The organism is Flavobacterium xueshanense (assembly GCF_900112975.1).
Taxonomy (GTDB): domain Bacteria; phylum Bacteroidota; class Bacteroidia; order Flavobacteriales; family Flavobacteriaceae; genus Flavobacterium; species Flavobacterium xueshanense.
On the sequence record NZ_FONQ01000013.1, the window covers coordinates 46,119 to 64,791 of the forward strand.

Annotated in this window: 17 protein-coding genes; 10 read left to right on the forward strand and 7 right to left on the reverse strand. The window is 34.6% G+C overall.

The features are described from left to right. Positions 1-53: 53 nt before the first annotated feature. On the reverse strand, positions 54-674 hold the full coding sequence (locus BMZ76_RS11980; RefSeq protein WP_143071090.1) for an N-acetylmuramoyl-L-alanine amidase family protein: 621 nt from the start codon (positions 672-674) through the stop codon (positions 54-56). 69 nt (positions 675-743) lie between these two features. Further along, positions 744-2,195, reverse strand: a complete 1,452-nt coding sequence (locus BMZ76_RS11985) for a S41 family peptidase (RefSeq protein WP_091206793.1) — start codon at positions 2,193-2,195, stop codon at positions 744-746. 119 nt (positions 2,196-2,314) lie between these two features. Between BMZ76_RS11985 and BMZ76_RS11990 the strand changes: the two genes are divergently transcribed. The 4 genes from BMZ76_RS11990 (at position 2,315) to BMZ76_RS12005 (ending at position 4,520) form a co-directional block, all read left to right on the forward strand. Continuing rightward, positions 2,315-2,824: an RNA polymerase sigma factor gene (locus BMZ76_RS11990; RefSeq protein ID WP_091206797.1), complete on the forward strand. Its 510-nt coding sequence runs from the start codon at positions 2,315-2,317 to the stop codon at positions 2,822-2,824. Next, on the forward strand, positions 2,811-3,308 hold the full coding sequence (locus BMZ76_RS11995) for a hypothetical protein (protein WP_091206801.1): 498 nt from the start codon (positions 2,811-2,813) through the stop codon (positions 3,306-3,308). The genes BMZ76_RS11990 and BMZ76_RS11995 overlap by 14 nt, the downstream gene beginning before the upstream one ends. Positions 3,309-3,382: 74 nt before the next feature. Continuing rightward, positions 3,383-3,985 carry a DUF4252 domain-containing protein gene (locus BMZ76_RS12000; protein WP_091206804.1) on the forward strand — a complete coding sequence of 201 codons (603 nt, stop codon included), beginning with the start codon at positions 3,383-3,385 and terminating at the stop codon, positions 3,983-3,985. 1 nt (position 3,986) lies between these two features. After that, on the forward strand, positions 3,987-4,520 hold the full coding sequence (locus BMZ76_RS12005) for a DUF4252 domain-containing protein (protein ID WP_091206807.1): 534 nt from the start codon (positions 3,987-3,989) through the stop codon (positions 4,518-4,520). Positions 4,521-4,606: 86 nt separating this feature from the next. Here the strand turns inward: BMZ76_RS12005 and BMZ76_RS12010 are convergent, their stop codons facing one another. Continuing rightward, positions 4,607-5,113: a tetratricopeptide repeat protein gene (locus BMZ76_RS12010; protein WP_091206811.1), complete on the reverse strand. Its 507-nt coding sequence runs from the start codon at positions 5,111-5,113 to the stop codon at positions 4,607-4,609. Between the two features lie 255 nt (positions 5,114-5,368). Between BMZ76_RS12010 and BMZ76_RS15925 the strand changes: the two genes are divergently transcribed. From BMZ76_RS15925 to BMZ76_RS12035, 6 genes are all read left to right on the forward strand, one after another. After that, positions 5,369-5,536, forward strand: coding sequence for a hypothetical protein (locus tag BMZ76_RS15925; RefSeq protein ID WP_167547458.1), 168 nt, complete (start codon positions 5,369-5,371; stop codon positions 5,534-5,536). A gap of 313 nt (positions 5,537-5,849) precedes the next feature. After that, positions 5,850-7,154 carry a phage integrase SAM-like domain-containing protein gene (locus BMZ76_RS12015; protein ID WP_091206814.1) on the forward strand — a complete coding sequence of 435 codons (1,305 nt, stop codon included), beginning with the start codon at positions 5,850-5,852 and terminating at the stop codon, positions 7,152-7,154. A gap of 14 nt (positions 7,155-7,168) precedes the next feature. After that, positions 7,169-8,092 carry a hypothetical protein gene (locus BMZ76_RS12020; RefSeq protein ID WP_091206817.1) on the forward strand — a complete coding sequence of 308 codons (924 nt, stop codon included), beginning with the start codon at positions 7,169-7,171 and terminating at the stop codon, positions 8,090-8,092. Between the two features lie 102 nt (positions 8,093-8,194). Continuing rightward, positions 8,195-8,458 carry a helix-turn-helix domain-containing protein gene (locus BMZ76_RS12025; protein WP_167547459.1) on the forward strand — a complete coding sequence of 88 codons (264 nt, stop codon included), beginning with the start codon at positions 8,195-8,197 and terminating at the stop codon, positions 8,456-8,458. Positions 8,459-8,463: 5 nt separating this feature from the next. Then, the gene (locus BMZ76_RS12030) at positions 8,464-10,902 is read left to right on the forward strand and encodes a hypothetical protein (protein WP_091206824.1); all 2,439 of its coding nucleotides are present in this window, start codon (positions 8,464-8,466) and stop codon (positions 10,900-10,902) included. A gap of 103 nt (positions 10,903-11,005) precedes the next feature. Further along, positions 11,006-11,395, forward strand: coding sequence for a hypothetical protein (locus tag BMZ76_RS12035; RefSeq protein ID WP_091206828.1), 390 nt, complete (start codon positions 11,006-11,008; stop codon positions 11,393-11,395). Here BMZ76_RS12035 and BMZ76_RS12040 read toward each other — a convergent pair. The 4 genes from BMZ76_RS12040 to BMZ76_RS12055 all read right to left on the reverse strand — a co-directional run bounded on the left by BMZ76_RS12040 (position 11,390) and on the right by BMZ76_RS12055 (position 18,632). Then, complete coding sequence (locus BMZ76_RS12040; protein ID WP_091206831.1) at positions 11,390-12,007, reverse strand: SOS response-associated peptidase; 618 nt, start codon at positions 12,005-12,007, stop codon at positions 11,390-11,392. The genes BMZ76_RS12035 and BMZ76_RS12040 overlap by 6 nt on opposite strands. 161 nt (positions 12,008-12,168) lie before the next feature. Then, positions 12,169-13,740 (reverse strand): calcineurin-like phosphoesterase C-terminal domain-containing protein, encoded by a 1,572-nt coding sequence (locus BMZ76_RS12045; RefSeq protein ID WP_091206834.1) that lies wholly within the window; start codon positions 13,738-13,740, stop codon positions 12,169-12,171. 27 nt (positions 13,741-13,767) lie between these two features. Beyond that, positions 13,768-15,198, reverse strand: a complete 1,431-nt coding sequence (locus tag BMZ76_RS12050) for a SusD/RagB family nutrient-binding outer membrane lipoprotein (protein ID WP_091206836.1) — start codon at positions 15,196-15,198, stop codon at positions 13,768-13,770. Positions 15,199-15,212: 14 nt separating this feature from the next. Then, positions 15,213-18,632, reverse strand: a complete 3,420-nt coding sequence (locus BMZ76_RS12055; RefSeq protein WP_244281808.1) for a SusC/RagA family TonB-linked outer membrane protein — start codon at positions 18,630-18,632, stop codon at positions 15,213-15,215. Between the last annotated feature and the right edge of the window lie 41 nt (positions 18,633-18,673).

Sequence of the window (18,673 nt, forward strand, 5' to 3'; positions counted from 1 at the left end):
AAACAGAAAAAGGCTTTCATCGCTGAAAGCCTTTTCTTGTTTGTAACTTATTGTTATTTCAACTCTGAAATGAATTCTACGATAGTTGCTGCAATTTTGTTTTGTTCCAAATCATTTGTTAAATATTCTCTATCATCAAGATTAGACATATAACCCAATTCAACAAGTACTGCCGGAACTTCCGATTTTTTTAAAATATAAAAGGGAGCTTTCTTTACTTCAGATGATTTTATAGTAGTATTGCGGATAAATTTGTTGCGAAGTTCAACCGCAATTTCATTTGACTTTTCGTTCGCAATCGACTCTGTAGCAACATAAAATTCCATTCCTGATTTTGCTACATTTGCATTTTGATTAATATGCAATGACAAAACTAAATCAGGTTTAATCTTGTTAATCAGTGCAGAACGGTCGCTCAAAGAAAGAAATTGATCTCCAATTCTCGTGAGGTGAATAGTAACATTTTCGTTTTTATTCAAAAATTTGATTTTATCCGTTATTTGGGCTACAATTTGTTTTTCATTGCTGCTGCTCGAAGTAGCTCCAAAATCGGATCCGCCGTGCCCGGCATCAATAACAACATTGATATGTTTGGATTTTCCAGTGTTTGTTGTTACGAATGCAAAAGATACAATGGTTGCAAAAGTCAGAAAGAACGGAATTGCTTTTTTCATTTGATTTTGTTTTAATTGGTTATTCAATAATAACTTATAAAAAGTAAGATTTATTGTGTAACGGTATTTTTATTCCAAAGCTTTCAAAAGTCCTTCCGGTGCTTTCTCAATATACATTTGGTTTTGCATTCCTTTTATCGATTTTGCATCAGTGAAAAAGTCAAATTCTTTTCCTGGGATTTGTCTTGACATACGTGATGTCCCGGTTATTTTTCCGATAGCTGTGCTTAATAAAGGTTCAGCTGTGTCACCAAGAACGCCTAATGTGCTCAAAGTCTCTTTTACTGAAAAATCAGGTTGCAATCCTTTGAAATAATCTCCAAACCCAACTGAGTTGACAATTTTTAATACAATAGGCTGCATCGCATATCTATGGTTTGGATTTCTATTTTCTGAACCAAAACTTGGGGAATCATAAAGAGTAACAGATCCAACATTTTTTCCTACCGTTACATCACCAATTTGTATTACATTGATGTGAGGTTCTAATCCATTGATTACAAGTTCGCTTGCTGATGCTGAACTTGCGCTAGTTAAGATGTAAACTTTAGTTAAGTTCAAGCTGTTTATTGTTGTTGACTCAATTTTATCTGTAAAATAATTGAATAAAGCACTTGGATTTTCAGCTTCGAAATAGGCATTGATTTTCGCATTCCATTGTTGTTTTGCAAAAACTTTTCCTGTCAATTGTCCAGTAATCATACTTGCCAATCGTGTCGCAGATTGCACGGAACCACCACTATTGTATCTTAAATCTAATACTAAGTCCGTAACTCCTTGTGATTTTAGAGCAGCAAAAGCATCGTTTAACTGCTTGTCATAATTGGCATAAAAACCATTGTACATCAAATATCCTATTTTGTGAGCACCAGAAGTGATTACTTTATTGATTAAAATTGGGTTTTCAGAAAGTACTGTTTTTGTTAATGAGACTGATTTTTCATTCCCAACAATTGTAGTTCCGCTGAATTCCGCAAGATTTAGCGTGTAACTTTCGTTGGCACCAAAAAGTAATGATTTATAATTGCTGACAGTCAGTTGTGTTCCATTTACAGCCGTAAAAAAATCACCACGCTTAATATTTTTAGTAGAAGCATCTGAATTTGCAATAATATAACGAACATAACCAAATATTTCGGTAGTACTTCCTGGTTTAAAGCTTAAACCAAAATCGATTCCGTTGTTTTTTGTAGTTCCTTGAAGAGTTCCTTCGAGCTCTAAATAATCACTTACAATCCAACTGAATTTATCGATAGAAGTACTCACTCTTAAAGCAGCAAATAAATCCTCAGGAACCGGATAACCTCTTAGAAAAGTGTTTAATGCAGTTTGATCTGCAAAACGGTTATCTGCTAAATTTGGAACATCAGCTTGCCATAAATAGTATTGGTTCATGCCTTTCCAGATGAAATCCTGGATTTCTAAACTGGCTGGCGGTGCAATATCATCATTGTCCTGACAACTTTGGAATGTAAACGTAGCGATGAATAATAAAAGTGTAAATTTGAATGCAGTTCTCATATATTTGTTTTAATCTTAATTAACGTAAAAATACTAACTTTAGTTTTATTTTATGTTCTATGTTGCAAAAATAAATTTGAATCGTCTTAATTATATAATCAGTTTAATACCTAATTTTTATGAACCAAAATGAGTTTGTGCTAATTGTGGCTCCTTTCAAAGACAAAGTCTTCAGGTTGGCCAAGCGATTGCTGGTGAGTACCGAGGAAGCCGAAGATGCGACTCAAGAAGTTTTGGTGAAATTATGGAGCAAGAATGGAGGGCTTTCCAGTTGCAGCAGTATTGAGGCATTTGCGATGACCATTACAAAAAATTATTGTTTAGACCAATTGAAATCCAAACGAGCAGATAATCTGAAAATTGTTTCTACTAACTATACAGATGCAGCTCCCGCTTTAGACAAGAAACTGGAAGATAATGATAGTTTGAATTGGGTTGAAAGAAGTATAAGTCAATTGCCAGAGCAACAACGAATGATTATTCAACTCAGGGATATTGAGCAGTACGAATTTGAAGAAATGGCTAAAATGCTTAATATGACCGAGAGTGCCATTAGAGTTTCACTTTCCAGAGCACGAAAAACGATACGAGAATACATGACAAAAACACATAATTATGGAATTATATAAAGTAGAAACGTTATTAGAAAAATATTTTGAAGGGGAAACCACGCTTAATGACGAGCAAGAATTGCAGGATTATTTTGCGTCACCCGAAGTTGCTCCACATTTACAACAATATGCATCATTATTTAACCATTTTGCTGTTGCAAAAGTGCAGCAGTTCAAGCAGGAAATTCCAGCATTCGAAATTAGTACAGTTGAAAACAGGAATAAAAAAAGGAATTTAGTCTGGGTCTCTATTGCAGCTTCGGTTGTTGTTTTGATGGGAATAGGAACGTATATGTATTATGATTCGGAACCGGTGACTGAAAATAAAGATTTAGGAACCTATGATGATCCTGAACTAGCTTTCAAAGCAACTCAAAAAGCGTTGTCTTTATTGTCGAATAATGTAAACGTTGGCATAGAAAGTGTACAGTATATTGAAGAATACCAAATTGCTAAAAATAAAGTGTTCAGAAAAGAAAAAAATAAATCCGGAGGCATTTAATATCTTCCGAAAAATAATAATCAAGGCGTAAAACGCTACAGTCAATTAAAATAAAAGTAAACAAATTAAAAAAAATGAAATCAATCAATCCCAATCCAAGTTTTTGCACACCAGCAAAACAGATTCAAAAGAACTCACGTCTAAGTTCAGCTAAAAAGTTTTTAATCATCGTATTACTGGTTTTTATTGCGAGTCCAATTTTTGCGCAAACAGCCTTCGATAAATTCGACGGACAAGATGATGTAACCTCAATTATTGTCAATAAAAAAATGTTTGACTTGATGAGTAAAGTAAAAGTTGACGCTTCTGATAAAGAAACCCAACAATACTTGGCGTTAATTAAAAAGCTTGATAATTTAAAAGTTTTCACTACCAAAAGCACTCGAGTAGAAGGAGAAATGAAATTAGTTGCTGACAAGTACATCAAATCAGCCGGCTTAGAAGAGTTGATGCGCGTAAATGAGAATGGCAGAAACATAAAAATTTTGGTAAAATCAGGTTCAACTGATTCACAAATAAAAGAATTACTGATGTTTATTGAAGGGGCTAAAAATGACGATACGGTTCTAATGTCTCTGACCGGTACTTTTGATTTGAATGAAATTTCGATTCTTACCGATAAGATGAGAATTCCTGGAGGCGATGACTTGAAGAAAGCAACTAAAGGTAAAAAATAAGATGAAAATGATCTATGGAATTGCACTAATTATCAGTTTGTTCCTGATTAGTTGCAACTCGGAGCCAACCTTGCAAAAGTATTTTGTGGAAAACACCGAAAATAAAAATTTTGTTGCACTTGATGTTTCTCCCGATATTTTGAATGTGGATAAAACAAAATTGTCAGTGGCACAAATTGATGCTTTGAAATCCTTTGACAAAATGAATGTGCTGGCTTTCAGATTAAATGAGACCAACAAGGCGGAGTTTGAAACGGAACGCGCCAAAGTTGACTTAATTTTAAAAGACAAAAAGTATCAGCAACTGATGAAATTTGGTTCAGGCAAAGAAGGTGCTTCGGTTAGCTTTGTTGGTACCGATGAACACATCGAGGAATTTGTTTTTTATGCCAATAAAAAAGAAAATGGTTTTGCGGTGGTCCGAATTTTGGGTAAAGATATGAACCCTACGAGTGTGATGAATATGATAAGTGTGTTACAACAATCCAACATCGATTTAGAACAATTGAAACCATTACAGCAATTACTGAAATAAACGGGTTTACAGTTAATGAAAAGCGTCTTGATAGTTTCAAGACGCTTTTTTTATGGGGTAAATTTTGAATAATTTGTGTCAACCTGTTATTTACAAAACATTTTTTTGTTTTTTACGGCACTCTGACTGCCTAATTGGATTGCTTTTGTAAAATCGGCACAGGCATTTTTCTTATTTTTAGAATGAAAATTAGAAAGGCCTCTTAAATTATACGCGATATAATCCTTTTCGTTTAAACTAATAGACATGGTGCAATCTTCGATAGTACTTTTGTAATTCTTCGCTTTATAGTTAATGTCGGCTCTTGTGGTGTAAGCATCACTTCTTTTAGGTTCTACTTTTATTGTTGTGTCTACATCGTTTAAAGCACCTTTAATGTCGCCTAATTTTTGTTTCAAAAGAGCTCTGTTCAAGTAGGCCGAGGCGAATAAAGGATCAATTCTAATCGCTTTGCTGTAATCATCGATGGCGCCTTTGTTGTTTCCGACTTCTGCTTTCTTTAACGCTTTGTCAAATAAGTCATAAGCGATTGGATTTTGACTCCATCCTGCTAAGGAACTTAATAATAATGCTAGTAGGACTAATTTTCTCATAAAATTTAAGGTTTGAAATTGGGGGAATTTCTTTAATTATTAATAGGTAACAATTATATAAAGGTACAATTCTTTTTTTAGTTATTTAGTTAACGAATAGAAATGGGTTTTATTTTGAATAAACTTTATCAATCTTAGATTCAATTAAAAAATCACTAAAAGTTGGTATTGTGAAAGCCTTTTGATACCCGTAATTTTGCATAAGTAGAGATTTTCAATGGAATCATTATTTATCGAATTAATACAGCACTAAAGATGGGAAACACAGCACCAGAAAGACAAAGCGGTAAACCTATAAAAGCAAAAAACAATACAACATTTTTATACATTGGTACTTTCTTCTTTTTTGCAGGAAGCCTGTCCGTGGGAATTTTGATGGTTATTTTTTTTTTAAACGCGTTAGGAAATGTTTTTCAAAATTGAAAAAAACGATTGTTTACTATTATCGCCTCATTATTTTCCATAAAATGATTTTTTGTAAAAAGCAAAATGCTTCTGAAACCTTCAAGTATACTTGATTGTTTCAGAAGCATTTTGTTTTGTGACCACGGCGGGGACATTACCCACATATTTCGATATTTTTAAAAACACTTAAAACCACTGTTAATCAATGCTTTGTATTTTTTTAGATGTATCCGAATATGACCAAATATGATTAAATATGAAATCGGTTGACTAACGGTTGACTAGATTTATATTATTTAGCTATATTTGATTGGACTAAAATAATCAAAAAATGGCTACTGTAAAATTCTTGCTTCAGAGCAAAAAAGAAAACTCCAATATCTATGTTCGGTATTCCATTAACCGAAATATTGTGTTGAAACGCAAAACGGGTTTTATGATCGATGCCAAAGATTGGAGCGAGGACAAATCATTGCCAAAAACGAGCAATGAAGATTTGAAAGGGTTAAAATCAAAATTGGAAAAATTAGCCCTTTTTATCAATGAAGCACACAATAAAACCATTAGTGCCGGAATCGAATTTGATGGCGAGTGGCTGCAACTTCAAATTGATTTGTACAACAATAAAATTCCCGTGGTCGATTTGGACGTTTTGACGGCCTATATTCAAAAATACATTGACGAAGCACCATTCAAACAAAACGCCAAAAAAGGACTTGGATTGAGTAACGGACGCGTCCAGAATTTAAAACTTTTTAAGAAGACCATTGGGCGGTATGAAGGAGATGCTTTAAACAAGAAAAGCATATTGATTAAAGAGATTGATTTAAAGTGGGTGGAAAAATACAAAATGTGGTTGTTTAATCTGGGCTATTCCCCGAACTACGTCGGCAAAAACATTGCCAATGTCAGAACGATTTGTCTGGATGCTTCCAAAAATGATATAGAAACCTCCCCACAGATTAAAAATATCAAAGGAATATCAGAAAGTAAAGAACCAGAAGACATCGTTTTTTTAAGCGAAGAAGAACAAGAAGCAATCAAAAAAGCACCCCTTATCAGGGAAGCATTAATTAATGCCCGTAAATGGCTTTTGTTGGGTTGCTTGATCGGACAGCGGGGCGGCGATTTGCTGAACATCACCCAAAAAAATATCAAAGAAATCAATGGCATAAAAATTATTGAATTAAAACAACAAAAAACTGGCAAAATAGTGGCAATACCTTTATTGCCGGAAGCTATCCATGTTATAGAAAGTGGTTTGCCGTACAAAACATCACTTGTTCATTTTAATGAATACATAAAAGACATTTGCGAAGCGGCAGAGCTCCACACTCCAACTAAAGGGCGTAAAAAAATTAATCAAGGAAAACCAAATGTCAAAGATACTTACCCAAAATATAAAATGGTTAGCAGTCACATCTGTAGACGCTCTTTTGCAACCAATTTTTATGGGCGTATTCCAACTCCAATTTTAAAGGATATTACAGGGCATGGTTCTGAGAGAATGTTCTTGGCATACATCGGTAAGACTTCCTACGATAGTGCTTATCATATGTTAGAATATTTCAGTAAATTAACACCTAAAATACAAGCGCCTCCTGTTATGAAGGTAATTAGAAAAAACGCTGAATAATAATAGCAATTTTTATGGCAAAAAATAAACCAACCTATATTACAGATTTAACTCAAGAAATATTGACCAATACTGTTTTGTTGAATGATTGGGCCGATAATAGCGCTGATATGGAATTTTTGAAATTATCAGTTGCAATATTATCAGACATTAACCTATTATTCAGCTGGGATTGTAATAATGTTTTGAATCTAAAACTGGCAGGAGTATTAACCGGTAATCAAGATTTTAAACTTAAAAGCGGAATGTTAATTACTATTGACGAGTCCTATGATTTTCCATTTGAGACTCAATCCGAATATGAATTTATCATCAGAGAAATGATTGATGCAAAATTATTATTGGACATACAGATAAAAGATTTGCTTAATGAGGGGCATGATTTAGAGAAAATTAATCAGGCAATACGACATAATAAAATGACCCATTTTTTTCATTTAATAGAGCAAACAAAAGGTTATGAATCAAATGACTTCAATTTTTTAAATAAATTCATTCTCCCAAATCTTATTGAACGTAAAAATGAATTGAAACAGCAATTTATAAATAAAAAAGTGGATAAGCTTTTATTTTCCAATACTGAAAACTTTTTAAAAACAGAAGATACCGTAGTTGAATCAAATAAAAATAAAATTAAAAACAAACCTGATTTCAATAGAAACCACTGGAACGAAAAATGTTTTGAACTTTTCAATTATTTAATTGATAATTATGAAAAAAAAGGCAAAGTAAAATTTATAAATATTTTCTACTATCTTAAAAATAAGGTTGATAAAAATATCTACGTATTTTCATTTACCATTGATCAATATAAAACTTTTATTGAATCAAAACACAACATAAAATTAACCACTTTTAGGACAGCTGAGTTTGATTTTGAAGACAATGAGATTCCAGTTTTAAATGCATTTGCAGCTGATTTTCGCAATGAGGTTTAAATAAATGTTTTTTGCCTAAAATTTGCCTAATTTTTGCCTTTTGCATGTTTTTATAATACCCTAATGGCTAAATATCATTGTGATTCACTAAACCGAATTACAATGAAACAAATTTTTTTACAAGGCATTTCACTACAAGAGTTAGTTGATGCTCTCTATCCATTAATGCAACTTAAACAAGTTGAAAATCCACAACCCCTAAATGATTTGATGACCCGCAAGGAAGTTTGTGCTCTACTGAGCATTAATTTTTCAACATTGTGGAAACACACCAAAAGCGGGAAATTAAAGAGTCTAGGAATTGGTAACCGAGTTTTTTACTCAAGAGAACAGGTACTTCAGGCTGTTAAACCATTAAATTTTTAACGGTTTTGGAAGCGGCTTCACACAATAGCAGACACCAAAAGTACATTCCAAAATGGTGTATATTAGACTTTTTTAATTGTTCTAATTTAAAAACGGATATTCAAAATCGGGTATCCGTTGACATAGCGACCAATTTTATTTATGCCTTACATGATATTAAAGGTGATAATAGAAATGGAAATGGTATCCCATTCTCTGAAATAGTACGTTTGGCAATGGCCTATTTTTTCTCTGAGATATTCACGGGTAAATTTACAGATCACATTTACACCTTGGATATGGTCAAGGGCTTTTTAGATGCAGATAATTTGACAGATTACACAGCAATTCATGAAATTGACGTTACCTTTTACAAGTTAAACAATGCGCCCTACTACAGGCATTGCTGGCTGATCATCCAAAGTGCTTGGTATTTTAATTCGGAACATTTCGGACACCACCAACATATTGATTTTGTTAACCATTATTTAAAAACGGGAGACAAACTTCCAATTGATAGTTATAATTTCGATAGAGATTATTTAGAAAAAAAATACAATGATATTGACCAGGCAAAAATCATACAAATTCCAATAAATGGCTTTTCTTTAGTGAGTCAGTGGTATTTTGGTATTTTGTTTCTGGTGTGTAAAGAGTTGGACCTCTCTACAACTCATTTTAAAATTAAAATAAAAGATAACCGAGAGTACAATCCTTTGACCAAGATGTCCAGACAGTTAAGACCCTTGGCGCCTTTTAAAATTATTGAATGTGATATCAAATGTGCATTTCCAACATTTTTGGATGCATTATCCGGCGCTAAGTTAAAAGATAAGGTCTATAATAATTTAATGAAGTCACAATCTATTTCCAGAAGTGAAGCAAAAATCATGTTTAACAAAATTTGCAACAGTAGCGAATACAAACTAAAATATTTTACGACCAAATTTTTTATTTCGTGTGGTTATTCTCAGGAACATATTACAATGTTGCTATATTATACTCACAATGATCATTTAAAATTTTATCAATTTATGACACGTCGTGAGGAAAATGCTATCAATACTTTTGTTAAACAAAATAATTTGGAGCGAGGAGCGAGGTTGCACGATGCCTTACTATTTTTAGATACAAAGCTAAAAGCGGAGTCCTATAATTTAAAAGTCAATCAAAATTGTGATTTTGGCTTCAAGGTGCTAAAGCGGCCTGTCTGCAAAGAAAGTTTTAAATTGTCTAATAAACGGCTGCCTTATGCCTACATGAATAGTATTCCAAAAGGCTTAAATTTAATTGCAAGACATGATTATTCAAAACCAAACATGCTTGGGGCGGCATGTGGTTTTCGGTTTTATGATGCAAAATACAAATATATAAGTGCCTCATTTAATACGAATGATTTTTATCTTGATGATGCCTCATTTAATATTAATTGTAAAGTTATGTTTTCAACTTTACAATATTTAAATAAACAAACTACAAATCCTAGGCACATCTATTTAATATTGAAGCATATTAGGGAATGTACTAATATTGTCTATAATGTAAGAGCAATGTATTACAAGGTAAAGCGATATCAATATGATCCTTCACATATTTTAACAAAAGCGAGAGATTATGAATTAATTGAAGAACTAAAATTTAAAGTTAAAAGTGATTTTGTTAAGTCATTAAATACAGCTAGAGGAATTGTGAATTACAACCATAATTTGAAGGAATTATATTTTTTAATAGAAGAAAGAATTTCAAATGATGATTATGGATTTCTAAATGAACTATCTGTTAAAGGACATAAAAGAAACAATTTACTGGTGTATGTTATCGTTAAAAAGTTTAATTCGTTGTGTAATGGAATTGAGCGAAGCCCACGAAAAACAGTTAAAAGGGAAGCTCTTTATAATACTGCTATAAAGAGCTTACCTCTTAACCCGATTACGACAACAAATAGAACTTCGAAAGCCACTTTGGCAAGACAGAACAAGAAAAAGGAGCGTGAATTAGAAGAGCGTAACCGATTTATAAACAATAGGCCAATCGCACACCAATTACTACTAATTCTTGGACAAATAGTGGGTCAAAAAATGGATGTAAAGATTATTGAAAACAAAGAACTACAAAACCAACTCAAATTAGAATTAATAAATACAATTGACAAATGTATTTATTTAGATTGTGAAGTGGCAATAAAAGAGTTTGATAAAAGATTTATAATGGTCAAAAGTGTAGTTCCGGTCCTTTCAAATTCAGACAGCATTTACAATACAGATATGAAAAATAGTGTTTTTAATCAGATAAGCATTGAAGAAGCAAGTAGCAGGAAGGAACCATTTTTCCCAGAATACTTGAAATTTCACAATCAGAATGAGATAAATGAACATAAAGTGGCTCCAAAACAAAGCAGTGAAACCTATAAATTTCCAGAAATTGATTTTGATAGATATTGTGGTAAGACAGTAATTAATGGTTAGAACAAGTTTAATAATTTACCTAAAAATTGTTTTTGACAGATACATTTTTTAGGTAACTAAACCTGATACTAAAGTTTTTTGTAATTTTATAAAAAATATCAAGATGATAAATGATGCTGTAATATTTTCTTTAATTATTGATGCCCCTGCCGTTACTTTACCAAACGAACTTCCGGAAGATCAATTATTTTCTCATTTTCAAAATGAAATAGTTGAGATGCTGCAGAATGATACCGAAGCGATAAACTATTTTGGCTTAGTTCCTGATAATGGCGCTGATGGGATTGATGAAGCTTTGTTTAATGGGGTTTTATTCCGATTTGATGTTCCTCAAACAGTTTTGGGAATTGATGTGGATGCGGAATCAAAAGCAGTGAGAGAAGCTTTTTTGAATGCTGTAGAGAATCATATCCCTTGCGGCAATATTGTTTTAGAAGAGCGTGGTGAAACCAAAGTAGAAACAACCGTAGTTTTTGAATATTACCATTTATAATTTGACAGCTATTAAATCTGCAGAATAAGGAAATGCAAAATGCTCTATTGGTTCATGATTCAACCATTTGGATTCCTCTTCTCGTTTTAAAACTACAGGCATTCTTTTTTTATGATTGTATATTTCAGCTAAAAGTGTATTGGCTTCGGTCGTGAGTATCGTGTAGGTGTTTTTGATTTCTCCGGTTTCTTTATCGACCCAATGGGAATATAAACCCGCAAAAGCAAACAGTTCTTCGCTGGCCAAGCGAAGTTCGTATTTTTGTTTTTCTTTCCCTTTTGGATCTAACCATTGCCATTCGTAATATCCATTAGCAATAACCAAGCATCTTTTATCAACTGAATTTTTGAAGGACGGTTTTTCGTTGACCCTTTCTATTTTGGCGTTTAGCGTGAATTTTTTAATTTCTTCATCCTTCGCCCATGCAGGTATCAAACCCCAATTGTATTGGGTAATGATATTTGGTTTTTCATCAATGATGACAGGAGTTTTGGGATATTCAAAACCATTGATATTAGCACTTGGTTTGAATTCCACCGGGTTATCAATAGTAGCATTGAACCTGCTTTCTACTTTTAATGCTAATTTGGTTTGTTTGGAATGAAAACACATACTATTTTCTATATTTATTAATTTTCGAGTTCTTTTAAAATTGCATTCACATCCTCTTCGGTTGTGGTTAATTTGACATCGAAAACGCATTTTTTAAATATTATTAAAATATAAAAAGGCTCGCTTAGATAAAATCTTTGGCGAGCCTTTAAAAAATAAGTTTATTTGTGATTCTCTAATCGGTATGAAGCCGTTTCGGTATAGGTTTTTCCAAATTGATCGATTGCTTTAATCTCGATATTATGTTTTCCAATTTCAAGGTCCGTTGGGATTTTTCCTCTCCAAAGATGCTTACTTTCGGTAGGATTAGATGAGCGTCTACCAGGAATCAATACTTCGGTAAGATCCCATTCATAAACCGTCGTGGCGTAGGATGGATCTATTTCCTCTACGTACTCCATCGCTTTCCATTCTCCTTGGTCTACACGATATTGAATGCTGTCGTTTTTACTTCCCATAAAGAAATTTACATAAATTCCGGATCGGGTAGAACGTCCTTTCTCTACTACTTTGGGTGCGAAAATGTCCATCTGGTAGGTTTTGAGTTTACCCGCAACTTTATAATCTAAACTGTATTGATTTCCGTTAAAATTAATAAAAGCGTATCCCTTTGGTGTTCCATCGCGCATGGTCGAAACCGGAACCCCTTGTTCATTGAGTTTTCCGGAATACCAGTCTCCGGAAGTGGTTCCTACATTGTAATGATGATGCGGTTTTTCCTGTAACCAGCCTTCGGTTTTTCCAAAGTAATCCTGACGCTGAATGTGCGTATGGGCTGAAAGAGAAAGAGTGTTTGGAAAATCTTTTAAAAGTTCAAATAACTGATCGCGATCTGCATCTCTGAATGAATCTCCCTCGGTTTCACTTATCGGAATATGAAAAGCCAGCACTATTAAATGTTCTTTTGGAACCAGTTTTAAATCATTGGCAATAAACTGTAACTGTTTTGGTGTAAAACCACCCCAATATCCTTTTTGATTTCGAGGATCAGGATAAAGCACATTATCCATTACGATGAAATGGACTTTCCCATAATTAAAGGCATAATTGGCTGGGCCGAAATGGGCTTCATAAGTTTCATCGGCCATTTCATCTGTAGTAGCATCAAAATTAAGATCGTGATTTCCCAATAAATTGTACCACGGAATTCCTGCTTTTTTAACTGCTTTTATATAAGGATTAAAAAGAGCAAGATCATTCCCCACCAAATCGCCCAAACTCAAACCGAAAGGGACATTTTTGATACCTTCTACTTCAGCGACAATTCCTTTGGCAAAAAAGTCGACTTCTGCCTGAGTATAAGGTTGCGGATCTCCAAAAATAAGGGCCGTAAATTCTTGGTTTTCCTGTTGTGGAACTAAACCAAAATCGACTGATTCAGGCAGTTTTCCCGTTGGATTCACTCCTTTATATTTTGACTGAGGAGAACCTTTAAGTTTGTGATTGTAAAAAAATTGAGGCAGATTATTTTCATTTACGCCAACTCTATAATTGGCAGGTTTAATTACGGCTATGATTGCATCATCGCTAATCGGCAGGATGTATCTGCCTTTTTCATCAGTGAGGACCACTTCCAGACCATTGGTCACGGAAACATTGACAATTCCTTTTTCATTTCGTTCTTTTTTACCGTTCTGATTATGATCTTCGAAAACAAAACCCTGAACATTGGTTTGTGCCATAAAAGGGATGGAGCACAAAAGAGCATATGCGGATAACAATACTTTTTTCATCGTTTATTTATATGTAATTAAGATTTTTTATTTATCCCACCAAACTTTAGTGTTAATATCATCTGCGCCCAGTATTTCTAATGCTTGGAGGTAATTTTTTTGGTTATTGATTTGAATACTAGTTGGATAGAAAAAACGGGACGGCATGAGTCCATTATTCTCCATAGCAGTCGTTTTTGGAAGTATAGGAAATCCTGTTCTACGGTATTCAAACCATTGCTGGTAATCGATAAAGTAAAGCGCATAATACTTTTGAAGCATGATTCTTTCTAAAGTGTCATTATACGCCGCCAGCGAATTATTAAAATAAGTAGTCGGTATTTGGGCTCCCAATTGCTCCATAGCTGCCTGAACTCCTTTTTTATAATGCGATTCGGCACCCTTGGTGAATCCTCTTTGTGCCATTTCGGCTTTTATAAATTCGACTTCGGCATAGGTCAGTAAGAAAATATTCATGGGATTGGTAATCTGAGCGGCATTAAAAGTAGAAGCATTATAAGTAAACTGAGATTCAGCACCCGCATAGGCACTGGGAATACCCTTGTATCCAATGGAAACATTGTTCAAGTCTCGGGCAACACCGGCAATAAATGGTCTTCGGGGATCTGCCATGGTGTTGAGATTGTCAATGAAAAAGGAGGCTATTTTTGTGTTTAAACTAAAATCCTGCGGTCTTCCCCAGGGAGAAACGTTCGGTGTCACTCCGGTCACTTCCAAAATCGCAGATTCGGAAGTGTTTTCAAAAACAGGATATTTTGTTGGATTTTGAATCATCGTCGCCAATTTCTGAAAAGAATTGGCTTCCGTACGGTTGGATATTCTCAATAATAAACGCATTCGAAGAGAGTTAGTAAACTTTTTCCATTTCGTGATATCGTTGTGAAATAGAATATCACTGGCATAAATCATAGGAGTAGCGGTATTATACAGTGTATTGGCTCGCTCTAAATCAGCTAAAATAGTGGTATAAATCACTTCCTGCGAATCAAACGCAGGATAGAGATTGCCTTCCTCTCCGTTAACTGCTTCTGTCATGGGAACCGGTCCAAAAATATCCGTAAGGTTAGCATAAACCCAGGCATTTAACGTCAATGCAATCGCTTCATAATTGCGATCTTCTGCTCGTACGGCTGCGGCCTTCATTTCTTTTATATTATTCAGCCATTTGTAATAATTTGCCCAAGACGAATATCCTATTTCCTGACTTAAATCATAGCGATGAAGCCCTCCGGAAACACTAGGAAAAGGCAAAGATACCTGCATTAAATCGAAAGTGACATTGGCACTTCGGCCTGCATTGTGTGCCGCAAGACCATAAATGATTGGGTTTATTAAAGTTCCCGGACTTATTTGAGCAATTCGATTTGGATCTTCATTGAGTTCACTGAAATCGCCCGTGCAAGCAAAGTTTAGTAGGACTAAGGCTAAAATTGCCGTAAAAATTTTTATCTTTTTCATCTTTAAATAATAATTTAGAAATTCACTTTTAAGTTAAAACCATAGTTAGCCGGTGTGGGCATTTGACCCATTTCGATACCCGGTAAAATGGTATCTCCATTTAAGGCTGCCGTTTCCGGATCGAAAATAGGAAAGTCAGAAAGAACCGCTAAGTCTCTACCGAAAACAGATAGGTCTAAGCTGGTGATACCGGTGTTTTTAAGCCACTCAGATGATATGCTGTATTGCAAACTTACTTCTCTCAATTTTACATAGGAAGCTTCAAAAGAGTTGGACTCAATATTGGCTCTGCGGTAGTATCTGGCATACCAGTCTGGTGTCATTACTTTAGTTGTATTTTGAGAATAGGTATTGTCATTGTTTAAAACTACTCCATCTCCTACAATTCCTCCTTCTTCACGTCCTTTCATAGTGGACATTAGTTTTCCCATTTCGGTAAGTTTATGGTGTGTTTGCGAGTAGATTATTCCGCCAAGTTGACCATCGAGCATGACATTTAAACCTAGATTTCCAAATTTAAAACTGTTGTATAATCCTGCTCTCCAATCGGGTGTTGCATCGCCAATATATTGAATTTCATCTGGATAAGCTGGCAAGCCTTTCTTATCATATACAATTTGTCCGTCAGGAGATCGTACAAAACCATAACCGTAAATTGCGGTTGTTGTTCCGCCTTCTTTGGCAATTAATGTTGCTGAACCTCCTGATCCGATGGTTTGTTGGCCCTGAATACCATCTGCAAGTTCCATAACGCGATTCCAGTTTTTAGACCAGGTTAGCGTTGTTGACCACTTTAATTTATTTAGATTAATTATTTTTCCTGTTAGGGTAAGTTCAATACCTCTATTTCGAACTTCTCCTGAATTCATGATCCCTGAACTGAAACCCGTTGTGATGTCTAAGGGAACAGAAATAATTTGATTTTTTGTCGTTGTCTGATATACCGTTGCATCAAAATTGATTCGGTTTTTTAATAACCGCCCTTCAAAACCAGTTTCAATACTGGTCGTGATTTCCGGTTTAAAATTGGAGTTGTACAGTGTTGACGGCGCTACTGCTGAACTGGCAAAGGCAGATTGATCGTAGTATTTACTGGTTCTGTACGGATCAGTATCGTTACCTACCTGGGCAAGGGATAATCGGTATTTAAAATACTCTAAAGATTTAGGTAAATTAAAAATTTCAGAAAGAATAAAACTGGTATTTACTGATGGGTAAAAGAAAGAATTATTTTGTACCGGTAAAGTACTGGACCAGTCATTTCTGCCCGTTAAATCCAGAAAAATTTGATCTTTAAAAGAGAAAGAGAACAGTCCGTACAAACTGTTGACTTTTTTATAACTGTCATTGACATTGATAATGGGGTTGCTGATGCCGTTTGCTAATTTGTAAACATTTGGAACGACCAAGCCTTCAATAGCCGCATCCATTCTCTGGTATTTATAGCTCATGGCATTTCCTCCCGCCGAAGCAGAAAAAGAAAAATCTTCCGATAGCTTATTTTTATATGTTAATAAAAAATCAGAATTTACTTCCTGCATAAAAACATCTTGAGTTCTAAAAAATCCTTTTGCGTAGCGATTGATGCTGAACGGTCTTTTTTGCTCCCGATCTTGGTGGTAGGTGTTTAATGCGGTTCTCAGTAAAAGATCTAAATGAGGAGCCAACTGGATTGTAGCATTCAAATTACCCACGATTTGATTACTCCCTAAAGAGTTTGTCGCTTGATTGGCAATCAGATAGGGATTGTCAATATAACTGCTGAAAGGTTGCAGTTGTTGAATTTGGGTCCGACCTTGTTTCCAAATAGGTTTGTACCAGTCGAGATCAACATTTGGATTTTGGAAAATAGTAAAGTAGGCAATAGAACCGTTATTGTATCCGGTACTCGGTAAATTATCACTGTCTCTGTTGTTGTAATTAATCACCGAAGCAATTTTGATTCTATCTGATATTTTATAATCAGCATTTACAGAAGCCGTTATTCTTTCAAATCCGGTATTGGGCATAATCCATTCATTTTTTGAATGGCCAACAGACATTCTCATAGAGCCATTCTTGTCTCCGCCCTGAAGTGTGATGCTATTGTTAATAGTAGTTCCGGTACGCCAGAAATCTTTAATATTATTTTTATAAGGAATCCATGGTGTTCTTTCTACTCCCTGTGTTTCTGTCAAAGGATCGTATTGGAAATAAGATTGTCCTTCGAATTTTGGACCCCAGGCGCTGCTGGTAGAACCCGTATTGTTTCCATCCGCAGAGCTTAAATAGGAATAATAAGGATTTTTATTTTTGTCAAACGATTTTCCGGTACCCTGACCATATTCATATTGGTAATCAGGCCAACGCTGAATAACGTCAAAAGTGATCCCTGAGTTATATGTAATTCCAAGTCCTTTATTCTTTTTACCGGATTTGGTAGTGATGATTAAAGCACCATTTGCAGCACGGCTTCCATAAAGTGCTGTTGCTCCGGGTCCTTTTAAAACCGTAACATTTTCAATATCGTCCAGATTAAGGTCTGAAATACTGTTACCAAAATCAACAGGAGAATCGCTTCCCATATACGCACTATCTGACCCTGAACTCGTTATTTTACTATTGATAGGAACGCCATCGACAACAATGAGGGCGTTGTTGCCATTAGGATTTAGCGAATTGTTTCCTCTCAAAGTAATTTGTTGTGAATTTAAAGGGCCGGATCCTGAGGAAACGATATTCAAACCGGCCACTTTTCCTTTTAATCCGGAAGACCAGTTGTTCGGGGCTGTTTGTGCCAAGTTATTGGCACTAATGGTTTGTTGCGAAAAACCCAATTGTTTTTCCTGTCTTTTAATTCCTAATGCGGTTACCACCACCTCGTTAAGCGCATTAGTGTTCTCTATTAAGCGGATTACTAGTGGGGCTGAATAATTCGCAGGTACTTCTTTATTATCAAAGCCCATATATGAAACCACTAAAACCACAGTAGCGGAGCTTGTTTTTAGACTAAAATTTCCGTCAAAATCAGTTGTAGTACTGTTTGTGGTTCCTTTCTCTAAAACGGTTGCACCGGGTAGCGGCATCCCTTGAGAGTCATTCACTTTACCGCGGATAATTCGCTGGATCGAAGCGGGTTTCGTAACAGAAATAGTATTGTTAATTCGATTAAATTGGAAACCTGTTTGGGCTGTAATTTTGTTTAAAATAGTATTTATACTTTCCTTATTAGCCAATAAAGTTAAACGTTGTTTTGATGAGGATATTTTTTCATCAAAAACAAAGGTATAGTTAGTCTTGCTCTCCAATATATCAAAAACTTCTGTAATTTGAACTTCTTTGATATTGACAGAGAGATTTTTCTCTTCATACTTTACATCGGTAAAAGGGATGGCATAGGTTTCCGAAAATACAAAGAGGAAACTGAATAAATAAAGGTATTTTTTTAATTTCATGGAAAAAAAAAATTGGATTTTCAAATTCATTTTAATGATTT